Below are 20,902 nucleotides of genomic sequence, written 5' to 3' on the forward strand. Positions count from 1 at the left end.
GGCGCGTGCGGGCGGCGGGCGCGCCGTGACCACGGTTCCCCGGACCGCCGCGGCGGTCGTGGTCACGGCGTCCGCCGCGTGCGGCAGGGCATGGGGCGGCCTGGGCCCCGCCAAGGGGCCGCTCCGCCCGGTGCCTCTCCGCTCGCCGCCTGTCTACTCGACGCCCGTGTGCTCGGCGTCTCTCCGCTCAGGGCGTTGCCGCCAGGGCCCGGCCGGCGTCAGGCCCGGACGAACTCCACCGGCACGCGCAGCGCCACGGTGTGCTTGCTGTTGTTGGCCCAGGGCACCGGGCCGGTGAGCCGCACCTCGGCGACCCGGTCGAGCAACGCGCCGAACAGCGTGCGTAGTTCGAGGCGGGCCAGATCGGTGGCGAGGCAGCTGTGCGGCCCCCAGCCGAAGGCCAGGTGCGGGTTGGGGTCCCGGCGCACGTCGAAGGTCATGGCGTCGGTGAACACGCTCTCGTCCCGGTTGGCCGAGGACCACCACAGCGTCACCTTGTCCCCGCGGCGGAACTGCACATCGCGGAAGGTGAAGTCCTCGGTGGCGGTCCGCCGGTTGTACGGCGTCGGCGTGGACCAGCGCATCATCTCCTCGACCGCGCTGCCCAGCAGGGAGCGGTCGGCGCGCAGCGCCTGCCACTGGTCCGGCCGTTCGGCCAGGGCCTGAAGTCCCACCGCGATCACATTGCGGGTGGGTTCGCTCCCGGCCAGGGTGAGCAGGTTGACGAACACCTCGCGTTCGTACTCGCGCAGCGGCGGTTCGCCCTGGTCCGCGGGCAGGTCGCCGACGGCGACCAGGGACAGGAAGTCCTGTGCCGGGTTCGCCCGTTTCTCTGCGATCAGTTTCACGCCGTACTCGTACATGGCCAGCAGGGCGGCCTGGCTGCGGGAGGAGGCCTCGCCGGACTCACGGTCCTCGTAGCCCATCACCACTTCGGTCCAGTCGACGAACTGCGGCCAGTCCGCGCGCGGTACGCCGAGCAGTGCGGCCATGACCTCGACGGAGAACCGGCCGGCGACGTCGTTCTGGAAGTCGCAGGAGCCGCGCTCCACGACCTCGGAGACGATTCGCTCGGCGCGTTCGGTGATGAGCGGGGTCAGGGCGTCCAGTACGGGGCCGGTGACCGAGGGGGTGACGAGGTCGCGCAGCAGCCGGTGGCGCGGGTCGTCCATCATGTTGAGCATCGCGCCGGAGTAGGTGCCGGCGGGCAGGTCGTCGAGGTGGGTTCCGCCGCCCTTGCGGTCGCCGCCGCCCTGGGAGGACAGCAGCGGATGGGCCGCGGCCTCGACCACGTCGGCGTAGCGGGAGAGCACCCAGAAGTTCTCGCCGTCGCGGGTACGGCCGGGCGGGTGCAGCAGGATGGGGGCTTCCCGGCGGAGCCGGGCGAAGACCTCGTGGGGAAAACCGTCGCCGAACCGGTCCTGATCGCTGAGGTCGAACCCGTCGAGCACGGCGGGTAGGTCGCTTTGGCGAACCTCGGTGGCGCTTCGTGATAAGGGGAGGGCGGGCTGTTCCACGGACATGAGCTCTCCAGGTTGTGCACTGACGTAGCGAGGGACGTCAAAAGCAGCAGCAGTGTCACCCGGTGGTGGAAATTCCGTCAAGCACTTGCCGAGGTGTCGTGGATCTCCGTACGCCGTACGCTTGTTGCCGCGTGGACCGGGCAACATGCGTACGGACGTGCAGGGTTGGGGCCGTCGGCGGCGAACGCCGGTGGCCGCGCGGCCCCGGGCACGCGCCCTCGGCTCAGTCCAGCGCCAGCCGCATGAGCGTCAGGTCCAGCCAGCGGCCGAACTTGGTGCCGGCCTCGGCGACCGTGCCGGCGTGCTGGAACCCGAACCGCTCGTGCAGCCGGATCGAGGCGGTGTTCCCGGCCTCGATGCCGGCGATCATGACATGGTGGCCGGCGTCCCGGGCGGCGGCGACGACGGCGGCCAGCAGGGCGGAGCCGATGCCGAGTCCGTGCCGGCCCTCGCGGACGTAGACCGAGTTCTCCACCGTGTGGCGGTAGCCGTCCAGCGGCCGCCAGGGGCCGTAGACGGCGAACCCGGCGACCTCGCCACCGGTCTCGGCGACGAAGGCCGAACCGCGTGCGAGGTGGGCGGCCAGCCAGGCGACCGCCTCGGCGGAGGTCTGCGGGGTCTGCGTCCACAGGGCGGTCGAGTGCTCGATGGCGTGGTTGCGGATCGCGCGGACGGCCTCCGCGTCGCCGGGCCGGGCGGGACGCACCGTCACGACGGCACCGTCTCTTGCGTATATTGCAGCCATGTCCAACATAGTAGATCCCCTGGTGGAGCGGATCGCAGCCCGTGTCCGGACCGAACGGGAACGCCGCCGGTGGACGCTGGCCCAGCTCGCCGAGGCCTCCGGGGTGTCGCAGGCGATGATCAGCCGGATCGAGCGCGCGGAGAGCAGCCCCACCGCGGTCGTGCTGGGCAAGCTGTCCGCCGCCTTCCGGCTCAGCGTGGCCTCGCTGCTCGCCCTCGCCGAGGGGACACCGGACGACGGCGAGCCGGTGGCGGGCGTACTCCGCGTGGCGGACCGGGCGGAGTGGCGCGACCCGGCGACCGGCTACCGGCGCCGCCAGATCACCAGCGCGCGCTTCCCCGCCGAGGTCGCCGAGATCCGGCTGCCGGCCGGCGCCCGGGTGCCGTATCCGGCCGCCGCCTTCGCCTTCGTACGACAGCTCGTCTGGGTCCTCGACGGCCGCCTCACCTTCCACGACGGCGGCACGGTGCACGAACTCGACGCGGGCGACACCGTCGAGCTGGGCGAGCCCACCGACCGCGTCTTCGCCAACACCACCGACACCGAGTGCCGGTACGCCGTGATCCTCACCCGGAGCACGGCCCCGTGACCCGCCCGCGCTCGGCGCGCCGCCGGTTCGGCGCCTGCCCGCAGCGGCGCCACCTCACCTGCTCACGCACGTACGGCTGATGGGGGCTGCCGGTCGCCGTCTCAGCCGAAGTACGCCTGCGCCGCCCGGACGCCGGCCGCCAGCGCGTCCACGTCGTCCAAGGTGTTGTACAGATAGAAGGTGGCCCGGGCCGTGGCAGGAACGCCGTAGCGGCGGGTGATCGGGCGGGCGCAGTGGTGACCGACCCGGACGGCCACGCCCCGGTCGTCCAGCACCTGCCCGAGGTCGTGCGGGTGGATGCCCTCGACGGTGAAGGAGACCGCAGACCCCCGGTCGACGAGGTCGGTCGGGCCGACGATCCGCACCCCGGGGATCTCGGTGAGGAGTTCCAGGGTGCGCGCGGTCAGCGCTTCCTCGTGCGCCGCCACCTCGGCCATACCGACCGCGCTCAGGTAGTCGACGGCCGCGGCCAGCCCCACCGCCTGTGCCGTCATCGGCACACCGGCCTCGAACCGCTGCGGCGGCGGCAGGAACGTGGTCCGGTCCATCTCCACGATCTCGACGATCGAACCGCCGGTGAGGAACGGCGGCAGGGACTCCAGAGCCGCACGCCGGCCCCACAGGACGCCGACCCCGCTGGGACCGAGCATCTTGTGGCCGGAGAAGGCGACGAAGTCCGCGCCGAGCTCCGTGACGTCGACCGGGCGGTGCGGCACGGACTGGGCGCCGTCGACCAGCACGAGCGCACCCACCGCGTGCGCTCGGTCGGCGATGAGCCGGACCGGGTTGAGCGTGCCGAGGACGTTCGACTGGTGGGTGAGGGCGACGACCTTGGTGCGGTCGTCGATCAGCCGGTCGATACCGTCCAGGTCGAGCCGTCCGTCGTCCGTCAGCCCGAACCAGGCGAGCCGGGCCCCGGTCCGCTCGGCCAGCTGCTGCCAGGGCACCAGGTTGGCGTGGTGCTCCATTTCGGTGACCACGATCTTGTCACCGGGTCCGACGAATCGGGAATTGCCGAGCCCGTAGGCGACGAGATTGATGCTCTCGGTCGCGTTCTTGGTGAAGACGATCTCGTTCTCCGCGGCCCCGATGAATCGGGCGATCGTCGCCCGCGCCTCCTCGTAGGCCTCTGTGGCCTCTTCCGCGAGCTGGTGCGCGCCCCGGTGCACAGCGGCGTTCCGCGTCACGTAGAACTCCCGCTCGGCGTCGAGGACTTGGAGCGGCTTATGGGTGGTCGCACCGGAGTCCAGGTAGACCAGGCGCGCTCCGTCGCGGATCCTCCGCTCGAGGATCGGAAAGTCCTTACGGAGCGCATCGAAATCAACAGCCAAGACGAGCCGCCTCTCGCGCGAGTTCGCTCTTCACTTGCTTCGCTCTGGGAAATGCCGTCTGTCCTGAAGAAGACAAGGACAGCAGAAGCCGGGGCACCCGGCCGGCATCCTAACCGCTGCCTTCCGTGGCCACGGACGCGGGCCGGGCCGCGACCACGGTGACCAGAGTCGCCACGGCGAACAGTCCGGCGAGCGCGAGCCAGCCGAGGGCACCGATCGGCAGCAGGACGGCGGTCATCAGGAAGGGGCCCACCACGAGCTGCACACTCATGCCCGTGCTGAAGAGGGAGAGATACTGGGCGCGGGCCTTGGGCGGTGACATCTCGTACGAGAGTTCCCAGCGCGCGACCGCGTGCAGGTTCTCCCCCGCGGTGAGGAGGGCGACGGCCACGACCGCTCCGCCCAGCGCCGGCAGTGTGCTGCGCCCGTCCGCGCCCGCGAAGCAGGCACAGGCGAGCACCAGGCACACACAGGCGAACCGCAGGATGCGCAGCGCCTTGTCCACGCCCTGGGCGAGCCGGCCGATGGCCATCTGGAAGACGACGGTCAGCACGGTGTTCACGGCCAGCAGCCCGGAGCTGACGCTGGCCGGCAGCCCGGCCCGCTGCACGATCCACAGCGGCAGCAGGATGAACAGCACGCAGTCGTGCAGCATCAGCACGCCGTTGGCGCAGGTGACGACGAGGAACCTCAGGTCGCGGTACGGCGACCTGGCGGGCGCGGCGGGTGTATCGGCGCCGTGCGGCGTGGCCTCGACGGGCGCCGGAGCGGCGGGGGCGGCCACCCGTCCCGCCGTCACCACGGAGAGGGCGACGCCCACGAACACGACCGCGTTGAAGCAGAAGAACGCGATGAAGGCGATCCGGGACTGGGCCGCCTGCACCACGGCCGCCAGGAAGAACCCGACGGTCAGGCCGATGTTGCCGATCGCACGCAGCGACGCCATCGTCCGGGTCCGCTCGGTGCCCGCCTCGAACTCGCCCACGATGACCTGGAGCAGCGGTGAGCAGGCCCGGGTGGCACCGGTGACCAGGCAGGTGACGATCAGGTAGCCGACGTAGTTCGTGACGAACCCGTAGGCGACGAAGCCGGCCGCCCGGACCAGGGTCAGCCCCACGTAGACGGTGCGCGAGCCGTACCGGTCCGCCAGCGGACCGAAGATCATCGGCGTGGCCAGGCCGACGACGTTCGCGAGCGCGATGGCGCTGCCGATGGCCACGGCGGACACATGGAGGAAGTGCACGAAGTAGAGCGTCGCCGCGGCGAGATAGAGGCCGTTGGCGATCGAGTCCGCCGCCGCGCCGACGGCCACGATACGTCCCTGCTTCGAGCCCGGGACCAGCGAACGGCCGAGTGAGCCGAAGGCCTTGGCCACCGGTCCCCTGCTCGGCCGGGCCGGTGTGGTGGTGCTCATGACTCCACCACGAAACGCACGGAGGACGTCAGCTCCAGCGCCAGTTCCCGGGCGGCGGCGGGGGTGTCCGCTCCGACGACCACCACTCCCACCCGGTCGCCGGACTTCTGGACCGGGTTGATCCGGTCACCGACCTCGACCGTGCGGGCGGCGTACAGCACGGCCGGATGCGCCCGCACCTCGTCCCAGCCCTCGACTGCCGTCAGCCGGCCGGGAGGTGGTGTCAGATAGCGGGCCGCCGCGCCGCGTACCGGCCGCAGTTCGTGGGAGGTGCCGGCTCGGCCGAGCATGTCGTCGTAGATGACGCCGAAGAGTTCCAGTCCGGGGATGGCGTGGGCGAGCATCCGGTGGATCCAGTCGCCGCCGAACCGGCCGTGCACCTCGCCGAGCACCACGCCGGCCGGTGTGAGCCACAGCTCGACGTGGAAGCCTCCGAAGCGCAGCCCCAGCGTGGTCAGAGCGTCGCCGACCTGCTGTTCGATCTCGGTCTGCACGGCCGGATCCAGCTCGGCCGGCAGCACATGCCCCACCTCGACGAAGAACGGCGGTGCGACCTTCTCCTTCGCGGTGATGGCGAGGATGGTGGGCTTCCCGCCCTGGAAGACGCCCTCCACGCTGTACTCCGGGCCTTCGACGAACTCCTCCACCAGGAACGGTTCGGCGCTCGGCAACAGCGCCAGCGCCGCGGGAAGTTGTGCGGGGTCGGAGACCTGGCTCACCCCGACGCTGCCCATCGCGTCGCGGGGTTTGACGATCCAGGGGCCGGCCGTCTCCCTCAGGAACGCGGCCGCCTCCGCCTGGTCGGCGCAGAGCCGTACGGCGGGCTGCGGGAACCCCGCCGCGGCAAGTGCCTCCCGGCAGGCGTCCTTGGTGCGGATCCGCCGGATCACCTCGGGCGGGTTGCCCGGTGCGCCGATCGCCTCGGCGGTCTCGGCGACCGCGGTCTGTGCCATTTCCTGGATGCCGAACACCAGGTCGAAGCGGTCGCCCTCGGCCACCCGGTCCGCGGCCCACTGCGCGGTCGTCCCGGGCTGCGAGAAGTCCACCGCGGAAGCGGCGTCCGCCAGCGCCACGACGTCCGGCGTGCCCGCCAGCGAGGCCGCCTCACTGGTCACATGGGCACGAATCCCGCGGGAACCGGCCTGGGACAGGGCCTGGACCGTCATGTCGATGCTGAGCGGAATCGCTCGGGCCCCGCCGACCAGCAGCAACGTAGAGGGGTTCGGTTCTGTGGGCATGCTGAGGTCTCCTGGGTGGTTCTGCCTGGGTGGCTCGGTAAGGGTGGGAAGCGGCTGCGGACCAGACCCGGCCGTGCTCCGGTGCGAACCAGGGCCTCTCTTTCGGATCGTGCCGGCGTCGCGGGCCCTGGCACGCACAGGTCGGCCGAGAAGGCGCCGCCAGCCGAAGCCGACCTGATCCGAAAGAAAGGCCCTAGGCGAGCCGGTAGACCCGGTCCTTGAGCTGCCGGATGCGCTCGTGGTCGCGTTCCAGGGCGGCGGGGTGGTCACCGGCCATGTGGACCACCATGGTCGCGCTGGGCAGGTCGACGGTCGGCCGGATCCGGTCCCCCGCCGTGAGCTTGACGGTGAGCCGGAAGACCGTCTCCAGAGCTTCGATCTCCTGGACCACCTGCTCGTCGACGCCCGCGACCACGCCTTCCGCAGTGGTCGGCACCAGGTACTGGCTCGCGTGCCGGAGCCGCCGGTAGGAGCGTCCGGCGAGACGGCTCAGGAACTCCTGCGGTCTGGCGTAGGCGAGGGCGGTCGCATCGGCCTGGTTGGTACCCAGGCACAGGTCGTGGAAGTCCGGGACCGTGCCCCCGGCGATCCGGGTGCCGACCTCGACCAGGGTGGGACCCTCGGGGGTGACGATGACCTCGGCATGGCTGGGGCCGAACTCGATGCCGAGAGCCGCCAGTACGGTGTCCACGTACGCGATGATCTCGGGCACCGGACCCTCATCGGGCGCGCACAGGGAGTCGCGGTCGTAGATGTTGCGGGTGCCGACGAGCCTCTTTCCGTACCGCCAGACGCCACAGGTGTACCGGCGTCCCTCGTAGGAGACCATGTCGACCTTGTACTCCTCGCCCGCCAGGTAGGACTGGATCAGCACCTCCCGGTTGGGCTGACCGAAGAAGTCCGGTACGCCGAGGATCTCCTCGGCCGCTTTGCGGATCTCGCTCGGGCCTGCGCACACGGCCACACCGTTGCTCGCCGCGGACCGCAGCGGCTTCACCACGACGGGGTACGAGCCGCGCTCCTCGGCCCAGGCCACCAGGTCGCCGGGATCGCTGCTGCGGAACTGGTCGGCACAGCGGACCCCGGCCCGGCGCAGCGTCTCGATCATCAGGAACTTGTCGCGCCGGGCGAGGGAGAGAGCGGTTCCGTTGGTCGGGACCTCCAGCAGCGCGGAGAGGGTGTCGGCCAGGTTCACTCCTGGCCCCTCCTGGCCGGCCACGACACAGACGGGGTCCAGCGGAGCCAGCCGGGCGGCGGTGTCCTCGGGCGTGTCGCAGATGAAGTTGGCCTGGTAGGCGGCCAGGTTCGGGGCCGGCATGGAGGTCAGCAGCTCGGGGGTGCTCTGGACGTGCACAGCGGCCACGCCGAGCCGGGCGAAGGCCGGAGGCAGGTGGTTGGCCGTGGTGTAGCTGTCGACGACCACCGCGACCGGCTGGGACCCGGCCGAGGCCGGATCGATGTGTTCCGCTGTCATCGGGCACTCCTTGCGCTGGTGACGTCAATGTCGGCGAAAGACAGGGCCTCGGGGTGTTCACCGGTGTCTTGTTCGTAGTACGGCTCCCCCGGGCGCCGGATCCGCAGCGTCAGCCAGTCCGCGGACCGGGCGGCGTCCAGTTCGGCTGTCCGGTCGGACAGGAAGAGAGTCCGTTCCGGGGCCGCGGCGATGGACTTGGAGATCGCCCGGTAGGAGTCGGACGACACCTTGGGCCCGGCGTTCTCGGTGTCGAAGAGCCCTTCCACCAGCGGCATCAGGTCGCCGTGGGGGCTGTGCGCGAACCACGACCGCTGGGCGGCGACCGACCCGGAGGAGTAGACGAAGAGCCGGACCCTCCGGGCGTGCCAGGCCCGTATCGCCGGGATGACATCGTCGTAGAAGTGCGAGACCAGCTCGCCCTTGGCGAAGCCCTCGGACCACAGGATGCCCTGGAGCTTCTTCAGCGGCGAGGCCTTGCGGTCCTCACTCACCCATGCGCCCAGCACCTGCTCGATCCGTGCGGCGTCGGCATCCGGTTCCCCGGCCAGTTCCCGGATCCGGTCGACGGCGTCCCGGACATCGGGGTCGTCGGCACGCTCGCTGAGCAGTGCGCCGAACCGTGCCTGCGCATAGGGGTACAGCACGTCCACGACGAAGCCCGTGGCACTCGTGGTGCCCTCGATGTCGAGAACGACACAGTCCGCTTCGAACCGCTGGCTCAAGGGGTCTCTCCCCGGTACCCCGCGTGGATCTCGTCGAAGTCGGGGAAGCGGGCGGCGATGTCACTGCCGGTGAAGTTGCCGATCCAGCCGTCCTCTTCGTGGAAGAAGCGGATCGCCGTGAACGCGGGCACCGTGCCCATGTCGAACCAGTGGGTGGTTCCGCGCGGTACGCCGAGCAGATCGCCCTTCTCGCAGTAGACCGCGTGCACCTCGCCGTTCACATGCAGGTAGAAGATGCCGGCACCGGCCACGAAGAAGCGGACCTCGTCGTCATCGTCGTGGGTGTGCTCGCGCAGGAACCGTTCCCGGGCGGCCTTGGCGGTGTCCGGCCAGTCCGGTGCGTCGCTGGGGAACAGCGAGACGACGTCGACCGTGGTGAAGCTCTCCTCCGCCACCAGCTTGTCGACCTCGGCGCGGTAGGCGGCCAGCACGGTGGCGCTGTCGGAGCCGTCGGGCAGGTCGTCGCGGACCGGCCACTGTTCATAGCGCACACCGATCCCCGAGAGAGCGGCAGCGATCTCGGATGGATCAGTCGTACGGAGGACGGCTTTCCGCGGTTCGGAATCCACCCATGTGGTCAGCAGAGTCATTGAAGTCTCCAGTGGTTCGGAACGTAGGGGCGTACCACCCGGCCCGAATACGAACTGGATACCTCCCCCGTGAAACTATACGTACCCCACACCTTGCGCGAGGGCAAATGTTTCAGCTTTGTGTCACGTCGAAAATCACCTCCGCCTACCGCCGGACTCGGCGTCCCCGAATCAGATAACAGGGATCCCTTTGTCCAGTTTTCCACCCTTTACGGATGGGCAAAAACAAGCCATTGACTCGACCGAGCCGACGTTGTGACTCAAGCCACTCGCCTCGGGAATCTCCTTGACGGAGCGAATAATCCTGTTGTCCACTTCAGATCGGATCGACAATTCAGCGTGCTTATGTGGGACATAACGGGGGAGATGTCTGGATGATTCAGGACGCTCATATACGGGTTCAGGGAAGGTCGACATCCTGCCTTCATGAACAATTTGCGAAGCATGCAGAAACGGCTCCGGAGGCCACCGCCGTCGTCCATGGTGAAGAGTCCGTCACATACGGAGAATTGCATTCCAGGGCCCGCCTTCTCGCCTCGCGACTGCGCGAGCTGGGCGTAGGCCCCGATGTGGTCGTCGGGCTCTACGTCGAGCGCTCCATCGCCATGGTGACCGGCATGCTGGGGATCCTTCAGGCCGGCGGCGCGTATCTGCCCCTGCGCACCGACGACCCGGTCGAGCGGGTGTCGACCATTCTCGGCGAGGCCGGTGTGGAGGTGGTGCTGACCTCTGCCACGACGGACGGCCGGCTGGCCGCCTTCGACGGCACCCGGGTCCGGGCGGACGCCGCACCCGAGATCTCCGGGACCGGCTCCGCCGAGTCCTGGGACCACCCCACGGCCGAGAATCTCGCCTACGTCATCTACACCTCCGGCACGACCGGCACCCCCAAGGGCGTCGCCGTCCCGCACCGGGCCGCCGCCAGGATCGTCCGTAGCGGCGTCTACGGGGACTTCGACGCCGAGCAGACCTTTCTCCAGGCCTGTCCCCTCTCGTTCGACGCCTCGGTGCTCGAGGTGTGGGGCGCCCTGGCGAACGGCGGCAGACTGGTGCTGTTGCCGGATCAGCGGGTCTCGTCCGACGCCGTCATCGACGCCGTGCGCCGCTACGGAGTCACCACGCTGTGGCTGACGCCGACCCTGTTCAACCAGATCGTCGACGACGGTCTGCTCGTGGGTACCGGTCTGCGTCAGGTCGTCATCGGCGGCGAGGTGGTCTCCACCCCGCACCTGGCCAAGGCGATGCACACGACGGACATCCGCTTCTCCAACGGCTACGGCCCCACCGAGGCCGGTGTGTTCACCTGCTGCAAGGTGTTCGAGGAGTCCGACCTGGCGTACTCGCCGCCGCCGGTCGGCCCGCCGCTGCCCGGCACCCGCGTCTGGGTCCTGGACGAACAGCTCCGGCCGGTGCCCGAGGGAGAGCTGGGCGAGCTGTACATCGGCGGCGACGCCCTCGCCCACGGCTACCACCGGCGGCCGGACCTGACCGAGAAGGCCTTTCTGCCGAACCCGTTCGAGGACGGCACGGGGGCGCGCGTGTACCGTTCCGGCGACCTCGCCCGTGCGCTGCCCGGCGGCCTGATCCAGATCCTGGGCCGCCTGGACAGCCAGGTGAAGATCCGGGGCAACCGAGTCGAACTGACCGAGGTCGAGTCGGCGCTGCTGGAGGCGCCCGAGGTGCAGCAGGCCGCCGTGGTCGACCGGCAGCAGGGCGCCGAACGCGTCCTCGTCGCCTATCTGGTCCCCGCCGAAGGAACCAGCCCCACCGTCACCGACCTCCGGCAACGGCTGGCCAAGCGCCTCCCCGAGTACATGATCCCGTCGAAGCTGTTCCGTCTCGGCCGACTGCCGATGAACGGCAACGGCAAGACCGACCGCAACGCACTGCGCGCCGGTGTGCCGGCGGACGAACTGCCCCTCGGCGTCGCGTTCATCCCCGCCGTCTCCGAGCTGGAGCAGATCATCGGCGAGATCTGGTCCGGCATCCTGAAGACGCCGGCCATCGGTATCGACGACAACTACTTCGACCTGGGCGGGACTTCACTCTCGATCAAGCAGGCGCAGACGCAGCTGGAGGCACGGCTCGGCATCAGGCTGCCCAGCACCGCGCTCTACGAGTACCCGACCGTCCGGTACCTGGCCCAGGCCATCAAGAACTCCGAGGTATAGACGACAGTGAACCGGACCACAGGCCGGAACCGACCCGAGATCGCCGTCATCGGTATGGCAGCCACCCTTCCCGACGCGGCGGACCTGGACGACTTCTGGGCCAACATCCGCGCGGGCAGGGAATCCATCCGCCACGGCTCTCCCCGGGTCAAGGAGGACAGCAGCGGCCGTCGCTGGGTCTTCGCCCGGGGTGTGCTGGAGGACATCCGACGCTTCGACGCGGAGTTCTTCGGCATCCCGCGGCGCGAGGCCGAGGTGCTCGACCCGCAACACCGGCACCTGCTGGAGTGCGCCTGGAACGCGATGGAGGACGCCGGCTACGACCCGTACCGCGTGGGCCAGGACGTCGCCGTCTACACCTCGGTCGGGCCCAACACCTACTACGAGGGACGGGACTTCGGTCAGCGCTCGGCCGCCGAGCGGATGCTGATCCAGCTCTCCAACGGTCCGGACACCGTCCCGACCAGGATCTCCTACAAGCTCGGCCTGACCGGCGAGAGCGTCAACGTCCAGTCCGCCTGCTCCTCCGCGGCCGCCGCCGTACACCTCGCCTGTGAGGCACTGCGCGAGGGCCGGGCGGGGATGGCGCTGGTGGGCGCCGCCAGCATCGGCACCGCGGAGACCCTCGCCTACGAGCACCAGGAAGGCTTCATCCTCTCCGCCGACGGCAGCACCCGGGCCTATGACAGCAAGGCGTCCGGGTATGTGGAGGGGGACGGCGTCGGCGTGCTGGTACTGCGCCGCCTGGAGGACGCGCTGGCCGCGGGCGACCACATCCACGCGGTCATCAAGGGCAGCGCCATGAACAACGACGGGCGGGTGAAGGCGGGTTTCTCGGCGCCCAGCGTCGAGGGGCAGGCCCGGGTCATCCAGGCCGCGCTCGACGAAGCCGGGGTGTCGGCCGAGTCCATCGGGCTGCTGGAGGGACACGGCACGGGCACCCTCGTCGGCGACCCGATCGAGGTGCGCGCGCTGACCCGCGCGTTCCGTCGCCACACGGACGAGCGTGGCTACTGCTCGCTGGGTTCGGTGAAGGCGAACATCGGACACCTCTGCTTCGCCTCCGGCATCGCCGGTCTGCTCAAGGCGATTCTCTGTCTGAAGAACGCCGAGCTGCCGCCGATGGCCGTCCTCGAGGAGAGCAACCCCGACATCGACTTCGAGGCGACGCCGTTCTACCTCAACCGTGAACTGCGTCCCTGGGAACAGAGCCCGCGCCGGGCCGGCGTGAGCAGCTTCGGCATGGGCGGCACCAACACCCACTTCGTGCTGGAGCAGGCGCCCGCGCCGCAGCCGGCCGCGCCGAGCGCGGTGCGGCGCCACGCGGTGCTGCTGTCCGCCCGGACCGAGGAAGCGCTGGCGGAGGTGAAGGGGCGGCTGCGCACCTGGCTGACCGCCCGGCCCGACGCCGAACTCGCCGACATCGCGTTCACGCTCGCCGTGGGCCGCCGCCCGCTGGCCCACCGCTGGGCGGCCGTGGTGGGCTCGGCCGAGGAACTGGCGGCCGCTCTCGACGGCACCGGGGACATACCCGGGCTCGAGACGGGCGACAGCCCCGACACCGGCGCGCAGGGCGCGGAGCCGGACGAGGTCACGCCGGAGAGCCTCGCCCTGAGCTGGGTACGCGGCGAGTCCAGGGACTGGGCCGTGCTCTACCGGGACGAGCGGCGCCGGCGGGTTCCGCTGCCGACCTACCCCTGGCAGGGCGAGCGGCTCTGGGTGGAGAGCGCCGCGGGGGCGAGCGCCGACGCCGCCGGACTGCTCGAGCCCGAGGAGCAGGCACCGCTCGCCGAATGGCTCTACCGTCCGGCCTGGTCCCGGACCTCGCTGCCACGTCCGTACCATCTGGGCGACCTGCCGGAGACCGACGGCGCATGCCTGGTGTTCGGCGACGGCGGACAGCTGACGGAGGCGCTCCGCGCGGAGCTGGCCGCGGCGGGTCTGACCACCGTGCTCGTCGAGCAGGGAGACGGGTTCCAGGTCCTCGCCGCCGACCGGGTCAGTGTGCGCCCCGGGGAGGCGCGGGACGCGGCCAGGCTGGTCGAGTGGACCGTGGCCGGGACGGGTCCGGTCCGCAAGGTGATCCACCTCTGGTCGTACGGCCCGCAGCTCGGCGGCCAGGACGCCGGGATACGACGGGGCACGCTGACCATGCTGGCCGTGGTCCAGGCCCTCGCCGCAGCCCGCCAGACTCCCGAGCTCTGGGTGGTGACCGAGAACGCCCAGGCCGCCCAGGGCGCCGCGCACTCCCTCCATCTGGAGGCCTCCGCTCTGCTCGGTCTGTGCCGTGTCATCCCGCAGGAGCACCCCGGTATCCGCTGCCGTTGCGTCGACTTCTCGACCGGCAGCACCAAGACGGACGTGGTGCCGCGGCTGCTGGCCGAGATCGCGAACCCGGACGACGAGCTGGAAGTGGTGTACCGCGGGGTGGATCGCCTGGTCGGCACCGTGGAACCGGTCGAGGCCAAGACCGGTGCGCCGCTCCCCCTCCAGTCCGGCGGGGTCTATCTGATCACCGGTGGATCGGGGCGGATCGGGCAGGTGATCGCGGAGCAGCTCGCCCGGTCGGGCGACGTGCGGATCGCCCTGGTCTCCCGTCGTGGCGCGCCGGCGCAGGGTGACGACGCCCCGGATCCGCTTCGCCGGCTGCGTGACCTGGGTGCGGAGGTCGCCGCCTTCGCCGCGGACGTCGCCGACGAAGAGCAGATGAGCCGGGTGGTGGCCGAGGTCAACGAGCGATGGGGGCCGATCAACGGCGTGGTGCACGCGGCCGGTATCGAGGAGGGCCAGAACTTCTCGCTCATCGCCGACACCAGCACCGAACGGGCGGTCGCCGCGCTGCGGCCCAAGGTTCCCGGCATCGCCGTGCTGGACCGGGTCACCCGCTCGCAGCCTCTCGACTTCTGTCTGCTCTGTTCCAGCCTCGACACCCTCCTGGGCGGTATCGCGTTCGGCATCTACACGACGGCCAACCGCTACCTCGACAGCTACGCCCACCGACGGCGGGCGCAGGGTGCTCCCTGGGTGAGCATCGACTGGGACTCGTGGCGCTTCGACGCGTCCGGCAGCGCCCGGATCGGTGCCGCGGCGGCCCGGACCGCGATCAGGGCCGATCAGGGTGGGGAACTGCTGGGGGCGATCGTCCTGTCCGGCGAACCCCAGTGCGTGGTGTCGACGGTTCCGCTGGCGGAGCGGATCGAGCGGGTGAACGCCTCGTTCGCCCGGCGCAGGGAGGCCGTGGCGACCGGCGCCGAGCCGCAGGTCCAGCTCTCCCGTGAGGAGGTCGGGGTGACGGTCCGCCGGATCGTCTCCGAGGTCACCGAGGCGGGCGACGTGGCGGACGAGGACGAGCTGCTGGCCGTCGGCTGCGACTCGCTGGCTCTGCTCGAGGTGGTCACCCGGGTGGAGAGCGCCCTCCGGACGAAGGTGCCCCTGGCGGAGTTCTGGGGCTGTACCACCGTCGGCGAACTGGTCGAGGTGAGCTGGCAGGCCGTCGCCCCGGTCGCCGAGGACACGGACGCCGCAGAAGACGCCGGGCAGGAGGCGCTCCGTTACCTGGTCGGCTAGGGCCGGTCCACAGGAGCTTGCAACTCGCCATGCCTCACGCAGAAACACCAGACGGGGGTCCTCTTTGTTCTACGACACGTTCGATCTGGCCAGGGCACGCGCGGACACACCCGGTGTGGAGCACGTGGTCCATCTGAACAACGCCGGTGCCGCGCTGGCACCGCGGCCGGTGGTCGACGCCATGACGAGCCATCTGAACCTGGAGAGCCGCATCGGTTCGTACGAGGCGGCCGAGCACGCCCAGGAGGCGATCGACCACACGCACGACGCCATCGCCGCACTGCTCAACTGCACCCGGTTCGAGGTCGCGATCCTGGACAGCGCCAGCCGGGCCTGGGCCATGGCGCTGTCCAGCATCCCGCTGCGCGCGGGCGACCGGATTCTCACCTCGGCGGTCGAGTACGGCAGCAACTACATATCCCTGCTCCATCTCGCCCAGCGGCTGGATCTGGAGCTGGAGGTCCTGCCGGTCGACGAGGACGGCCTCGTCGACGTGGCGGAGCTGGAGCAGCGGCTCGACGAACGCGTGCGCCTGATAGCCGTGGCCCATGTACCGATGCACGACGGCCTGATCAACCCGGTCGCCGAGATCGGCCGGGTCGCCTGTCGGCATGGCATCACCTACCTGGTGGACGCCTGCCAGTCGGTGGGCCAACTGCCGGTGGACGTGGCCGAGATCGGCTGTGACCTGCTGGTGGGCACCGGCCGGAAGTATCTGCGCGGGCCGCGCGGGACGGGCTTCCTCTATGTGCGCCAGGAGATCGCCCACCAGCTGACGCCGGCCATTCTCGGCCTCGACGGCGCCGAGTGGCTCTCCGGCACCTACCGGCTGGCCCCCGGTGCCCGCCGGTTCGAGACCTGGGAGACGAACTGCGCCTCCCGTATCGGCCTGGGTGTGGCCATCGACTACGCGCTCGGCTGGGGAGTGGAGCGCACCTCGGGGTTGCTCCGGCGGCTCACGCGGAAGCTGCGCCAGGATCTCGCCGGCATCCCGGGCGTCATCGTGGCGGACCGGGGCCGGGAACGCTGCGCCAACATCGCGCTGACGTTCGAGGACCGTGACGCGTACGAGGTCCGGGAGGGCCTCCAGCGCGCCGGTATCAACACCTGGGTGTGTCTGGAGAACGCGGCCTGCGTCGACATGCAGCAGCGCGACCTGAGCACCCTGCTCCGCATCTCCCCCCACTACTACAACTCGCCGGAGGAGCTGGCCCGGTTGTGTACGGCCCTGGAAGAGATCATGACGGTTCGCCGGGTCGCGCAGGTGGTCGCGTGACGACCTCGCTGTGGATCAAGCGCCCGCGGCCGCTCCCCGACGCGCAGGCACGGCTGTTCTGCGTACCGCACGGCGGTGGCGGCCCCTCCTCGTTCGCCCGCTGGATCCCGGAACTGGCGCCCGACGTGGAGGTCTGCCTGGTGCACCTGCCGGGCCGCGAGTCCCGGCTGCGCGAACAGCCGCTCGACGACATCCACCTGATCGCGAAGCGGGTGGCGGAGGAGGTCGGCTCCCTGCTGGACCGGCCGTTCGCCTTCCTGGGGCACAGCATGGGCGCGGTCATCGCCTACGAGACCGCACAGCTGCTGCCGACCGCGCCCCGCCACCTGTTCGCCTCCGCCTCGTCCGCACCGCATCGTCTGGAGGACGAACCCCCGGTCTCGCATCTGCCGGACCAGGAGTTCCTGGCGGAGGTGCGTCGTACCTACGACGGCATTCCCGAGGTGATCTGGCAGGACGCCGATCTGATGCGGCTCATGCTGCCGTCGATCCGTGCCGACTTCGCCGCGTACGAGAACTACCGCTGGCAGCAGCCCGAGAAGCTCACCTGTCCCGTCACGGTCATGGGTGGCGACGCCGACCCCCTGGCGCCGGTCGGCTCGCTGGCCCGCTGGGCCGAACTGACCAGCGGCGACTGCCGGGTTCAGGTGTTCCCCGGCGGCCACTTCTTCCTCAACGACGAGCGTGCCACGGTGCAGCGGCTCATCCGCGAGAGTCTCGGCCTGGAAGCGCTGGACAGCGCCGGCTGAGCGGACGTCATCCCCCCTTTCCTCATCACATCCCTGGAGCACCGTGTCCCGCCGCCTTTTCACCTCGGAGTCCGTCACCGAGGGACATCCCGACAAGATCGCCGACCAGATCAGCGACACCATCCTCGACGCGCTGCTGAGCGCCGACCCGTCCTCGCGGGTCGCCGTGGAGACCCTGATCACCACCGGCCAGGTCCATGTGGCCGGTGAGGTGACCACCACGGCCTACGCGCCGATCGCCCAGCTGGTGCGCGACAAGATCCTGGAGATCGGCTACGACTCCTCGCAGAAGGGCTTCGACGGCGCCTCGTGCGGTGTCTCGGTGTCGATCGGCGCTCAGTCGCCGGACATCGCGCAGGGGGTGGACTCGGCACACGAGGTCCGCACCAAGGACGCCGACCGGCCGGGCGACTCCGACGAGCTGAGCCGGCAGGGTGCCGGCGACCAGGGGCTGATGTTCGGCTACGCCAGCGACGAGACCCCTGAGCTGATGCCGCTGCCGATCACCCTGGCCCACCGGCTGTCCCGCCGGCTGACCGAGGTGCGCAAGAACGGCACCGTTCCCTACCTGCGCCCCGACGGCAAGACGCAGGTCACCATCGAGTACGACGGCGATCGGGCCGTTCGTCTCGACACGGTGGTGGTGTCCAGTCAGCATGCGGCCGACGTCGACCTCGACGCGCAGCTGACGCCTGCCATCCGCACCCATGTCGTCGAGCATGTGCTGGCCGAGTGCGAGCACGACGGGATCAAGCTGGAGACCGCCGGCTATCGCCTGCTGGTGAACCCGACCGGCCGCTTCGAGATCGGCGGCCCGATGGGTGACGCGGGCCTGACCGGCCGCAAGATCATCATCGACACCTACGGTGGCATGGCCCGCCATGGCGGCGGCGCCTTCTCCGGCAAGGACCCGTCCAAGGTCGACCGCTCGGCCGCGTACGCGATGCGCTGGGTGGCCAAGAACATCGTCGCGGCGGGTCTGGCCCGGCGTGCCGAGGTGCAGGTCGCCTATGCGATCGGCAAGGCCGAGCCGGTGGGCCTGTTCGTGGAGACCTTCGGGACCGAGACCGTGCCGGTGCTGGAGATCCAGCGGGCGGTCACCGAGGTCTTCGACCTGCGGCCGGCCGCGATCATCCGCGACCTGGACCTGCTCCGCCCGATCTACGCCCGGACCGCGGCCTACGGTCATTTCGGCCGTGAACTGCCCGACTTCACCTGGGAGCGGGTCGACCGGGCCGAGGCGCTCCGTGCGGCGGTGTCGGCATGAGCGCCGCCCTCACCTCCAAGGCGTCACTCGCCTGGGACGACGGCACGATCGTGGCCGTCGACCAGCGCGGACTCCCGCACGAGTACCGGCAGTTGCGGCTGGAGAACACCGACCAGCTCATCGAGGCCATCACGTCGCTCGCCGTGCGCGGGGCCCCCGCCATCGGCCTGGCCGGGGCCCTGGGCGTGGCCCAGAGTGCCCACCGGCACTGGGCCGGCGGGCGCCGGGACGAGTCGGCGGTGCGGGCCGATGCCGCACGCATCGCCGCGGCACGCCCCACCGCGGTGAACCTCGCCTGGGCCGTACGCCGCGTGCTCGGCAGACTGGACGAGGGTCCGCAGGCCGTGCTGGCCGAGGCCATGGCCATGCTGGACGAGGACATCGCGGTGAACTCGGCCGCCGTCGCCCGGACCGTGGAGCTGGTGGAGTCGATCGCGCCCGCCCGGCCGCTGCGGCTCCTGACGCACTGCAACACCGGCCGGCTGGCAACCGCCGCCGTGGGGACGGCGCTGGGCGCGATCCTGGAACTCGCGGCGCGCGGGCGCGTGGCCGAGGTGCTCGTCGACGAAACCCGTCCGCTGCTCCAGGGCGCCCGCCTGACCGCCTGGGAGCTCGGCGAGGCCGGGGTCCCGTACCGCCTGTGCATCGACTCGGCCGCCGCGGCGGCCATGTCGCAGGGGCTGGTCGACTGCGTCCTGGTCGGCGCGGACCGGATCGCGGCGAACGGCGATACCGCCAACAAGATCGGCACCTACGGGCTCGCCGTGGCCGCGGCCCGGCACGGCGTCCCGTTCGTGGTCGTGGCCCCGGAGTCCACCTGGGACGAGGGGCTGGCCGACGGTTCCGGGATCGTGATCGAAGAGCGGGCCGACGCCGAGGTCACCGGCTGGCAGGGGAGCCCGAGCGCACCGGCCGGGGCCAAGGCGTACAACCCCGCCTTCGACGTCACACCCGCCGAACTGATCACCGCGATCGTGACCGAGCAGCGGGTGTTCCGGCCGGGCCACTCGGCCGGCCGGGCAGCGGGGACCACCGCTCTGGCGGAGCGGATAGCGGGGCTGCTGGAGGAGTTTCCCGACCATCCGACCCCGGGCGTGGTCTTCCGTGACCTGGGCGGTCTCTACGCCGAACCGGGGCTGCTGGCAGCGATGGCGGCCCGGGTCGCGGACGAGTTCCGTGGCCGGTACGACCGGGTCCTGGCCGTCGAGGCCCGCGGCTTCCTGCTGGGCAGCGCCCTGGCCGCGCACGCCGGTGTCCCGCTGACCCTGGCGCGCAAGCCGGGGAAGCTGCCGGGGGCGGTGCACTCGGCGAGCTACGCGCTGGAATACGGGGAGGACCGGCTGGAGGTGCGCAAGGACGGCATCGGTCCGGGCGACCGGGTGCTGTGTGTGGACGACGTGCTGGCCACCGGTGGCACCCTCGGTGCCGCGGCCGAACTGACCGAAGCCTGCGGCGCGCAGGTCGCCGGGATGGCGGTGGTGGTCGAGCTCACCGGACTCGGCGGGGCCGAGCGGCTGGCGTCGCACGAGGTGCTGTCCCTCTGCGAGGTGCCGGCATGACGACATCCACCGGGCACGACGCCCGGGACGTCCGCGAACACCCCGGGGACCACCGGGCCGCGGCCGATCTGGCCGCGCTCGCCCGCGACCTGTACCTGCGCGGCTGGATGCCGGGAACCTCCGGGAACCTGTCGGTGCGTCTGGCCGGAAGCGACCAGGACAAGGCGCTGATCACCGCCAGCGGGCTGGGCAAGGGCGAACTCGCCGCCCAGCACATGGTCGTCGTCGGCGCCGAGAGCGGTGAGACGGTCCTGGCGCCCGACGGACTGCGCGCGTCGGCGGAGACCTCGATCCACTCCGCGGTCTACCGCACCACGCGGGCCGGCGCGGTCATCCACGTCCATGCGCCGTACTCCACCGTGGTGGCCTGCCGCGCGGGTGACCGGTCCCGTCGTACGACGCTGGAACTCACGCACTTCGAGCTCCTCAAGGGACTCGGCCTCGCCGATCCCTCCCGGGCCGACGTGCCCGTCTTCCCGAACTGGCCGGACGTGCCGCGGATCGCAGCCGAGGTCGCCGAGCACGTGAGCAGCCGTACGGAGGTGGTTCCGGGACTGCTCATCGTGGACCACGGCATCACCGTGTGGGGTGAGGACCTCGCGCAGGCGCGCAACCGTCTGGAGTGTTTCGAGGCCATCTGCCAGCTGCTCACCCTCGGCGCGGCGGACCTGCGGACGCGGCCCTGAT

At 70.8% G+C, this 20,902-nt stretch carries 16 protein-coding genes; 8 read left to right on the forward strand and 8 right to left on the reverse strand.

Annotated features, from left to right (window positions below; all coding sequences use genetic code 11):
- Positions 1-218 precede the first annotated feature (218 nt).
- Together ACZ5CZ_RS34605 and ACZ5CZ_RS34610 are read right to left on the reverse strand one after the other, a co-directional pair.
- Positions 219-1,451, reverse strand: a complete 1,233-nt coding sequence (locus ACZ5CZ_RS34605; RefSeq protein ID WP_385842828.1) for a cytochrome P450 — start codon at positions 1,449-1,451, stop codon at positions 219-221.
- A gap of 295 nt (positions 1,452-1,746) precedes the next feature.
- Complete coding sequence (locus tag ACZ5CZ_RS34610) at positions 1,747-2,268, reverse strand: GNAT family N-acetyltransferase (RefSeq protein ID WP_468948536.1); 522 nt, start codon at positions 2,266-2,268, stop codon at positions 1,747-1,749.
- On the opposite strand from ACZ5CZ_RS34610, the gene ACZ5CZ_RS34615 reads away from it, so the two are divergent.
- The gene (locus tag ACZ5CZ_RS34615; protein WP_468948537.1) at positions 2,267-2,857 is read left to right on the forward strand and encodes a helix-turn-helix domain-containing protein; all 591 of its coding nucleotides are present in this window, start codon (positions 2,267-2,269) and stop codon (positions 2,855-2,857) included. The genes ACZ5CZ_RS34610 and ACZ5CZ_RS34615 overlap by 2 nt on opposite strands.
- A 101-nt stretch (positions 2,858-2,958) precedes the next feature.
- On the opposite strand, the gene ACZ5CZ_RS34620 is transcribed toward ACZ5CZ_RS34615, so the two are convergent.
- The 6 genes from ACZ5CZ_RS34620 to ACZ5CZ_RS34645 form a co-directional block, all read right to left on the reverse strand.
- A complete protein-coding gene (locus ACZ5CZ_RS34620) occupies positions 2,959-4,188 on the reverse strand; it encodes a cysteine desulfurase (protein ID WP_468948539.1) in 1,230 nt (409 codons plus the stop codon).
- Between the two features lie 109 nt (positions 4,189-4,297).
- A complete protein-coding gene (locus ACZ5CZ_RS34625; RefSeq protein WP_468948541.1) occupies positions 4,298-5,602 on the reverse strand; it encodes an MFS transporter in 1,305 nt (434 codons plus the stop codon).
- Complete coding sequence (locus ACZ5CZ_RS34630) at positions 5,599-6,840, reverse strand: ATP-grasp domain-containing protein (RefSeq protein WP_468948543.1); 1,242 nt, start codon at positions 6,838-6,840, stop codon at positions 5,599-5,601. The genes ACZ5CZ_RS34625 and ACZ5CZ_RS34630 overlap by 4 nt, the downstream gene beginning before the upstream one ends.
- Positions 6,841-7,033: 193 nt before the next feature.
- Positions 7,034-8,314, reverse strand: a complete 1,281-nt coding sequence (locus ACZ5CZ_RS34635; RefSeq protein WP_468948545.1) for an ATP-grasp domain-containing protein — start codon at positions 8,312-8,314, stop codon at positions 7,034-7,036.
- Positions 8,311-9,036: an acireductone synthase gene (gene mtnC, locus ACZ5CZ_RS34640; protein WP_385842835.1), complete on the reverse strand. Its 726-nt coding sequence runs from the start codon at positions 9,034-9,036 to the stop codon at positions 8,311-8,313. Before mtnC ends, ACZ5CZ_RS34635 begins: the two co-directional genes overlap by 4 nt.
- Positions 9,033-9,626 carry a 1,2-dihydroxy-3-keto-5-methylthiopentene dioxygenase gene (locus tag ACZ5CZ_RS34645; RefSeq protein ID WP_468948548.1) on the reverse strand — a complete coding sequence of 198 codons (594 nt, stop codon included), beginning with the start codon at positions 9,624-9,626 and terminating at the stop codon, positions 9,033-9,035. The genes mtnC and ACZ5CZ_RS34645 overlap by 4 nt, the downstream gene beginning before the upstream one ends.
- A 374-nt stretch (positions 9,627-10,000) precedes the next feature.
- Here ACZ5CZ_RS34645 and ACZ5CZ_RS34650 point away from each other — a divergent pair, with 374 nt between their 5' ends.
- The 7 genes from ACZ5CZ_RS34650 (at position 10,001) to mtnB (ending at position 20,901) form a co-directional block, all read left to right on the forward strand.
- Positions 10,001-11,797 (forward strand): amino acid adenylation domain-containing protein, encoded by a 1,797-nt coding sequence (locus ACZ5CZ_RS34650; RefSeq protein WP_468948551.1) that lies wholly within the window; start codon positions 10,001-10,003, stop codon positions 11,795-11,797.
- 6 nt (positions 11,798-11,803) lie between these two features.
- A complete protein-coding gene (locus ACZ5CZ_RS34655) occupies positions 11,804-15,364 on the forward strand; it encodes an SDR family NAD(P)-dependent oxidoreductase (RefSeq protein ID WP_468948554.1) in 3,561 nt (1,186 codons plus the stop codon).
- Between the two features lie 64 nt (positions 15,365-15,428).
- The gene (locus ACZ5CZ_RS34660; RefSeq protein WP_385842839.1) at positions 15,429-16,640 is read left to right on the forward strand and encodes an aminotransferase class V-fold PLP-dependent enzyme; all 1,212 of its coding nucleotides are present in this window, start codon (positions 15,429-15,431) and stop codon (positions 16,638-16,640) included.
- Complete coding sequence (locus tag ACZ5CZ_RS34665) at positions 16,637-17,389, forward strand: thioesterase II family protein (protein WP_468948557.1); 753 nt, start codon at positions 16,637-16,639, stop codon at positions 17,387-17,389. Before ACZ5CZ_RS34660 ends, ACZ5CZ_RS34665 begins: the two co-directional genes overlap by 4 nt.
- Before the next feature lie 43 nt (positions 17,390-17,432).
- Positions 17,433-18,656 carry a methionine adenosyltransferase gene (metK, locus tag ACZ5CZ_RS34670; protein ID WP_385842841.1) on the forward strand — a complete coding sequence of 408 codons (1,224 nt, stop codon included), beginning with the start codon at positions 17,433-17,435 and terminating at the stop codon, positions 18,654-18,656.
- On the forward strand, positions 18,653-20,215 hold the full coding sequence (mtnA, locus tag ACZ5CZ_RS34675; RefSeq protein WP_468948561.1) for an S-methyl-5-thioribose-1-phosphate isomerase: 1,563 nt from the start codon (positions 18,653-18,655) through the stop codon (positions 20,213-20,215). Before metK ends, mtnA begins: the two co-directional genes overlap by 4 nt.
- Positions 20,212-20,901: a methylthioribulose 1-phosphate dehydratase gene (mtnB, locus tag ACZ5CZ_RS34680; protein WP_385842843.1), complete on the forward strand. Its 690-nt coding sequence runs from the start codon at positions 20,212-20,214 to the stop codon at positions 20,899-20,901. The genes mtnA and mtnB overlap by 4 nt, the downstream gene beginning before the upstream one ends.
- The last annotated feature ends 1 nt before the right edge of the window (position 20,902 follow it).

Source organism: Streptomyces sp. NPDC031418 (assembly GCF_055581605.1).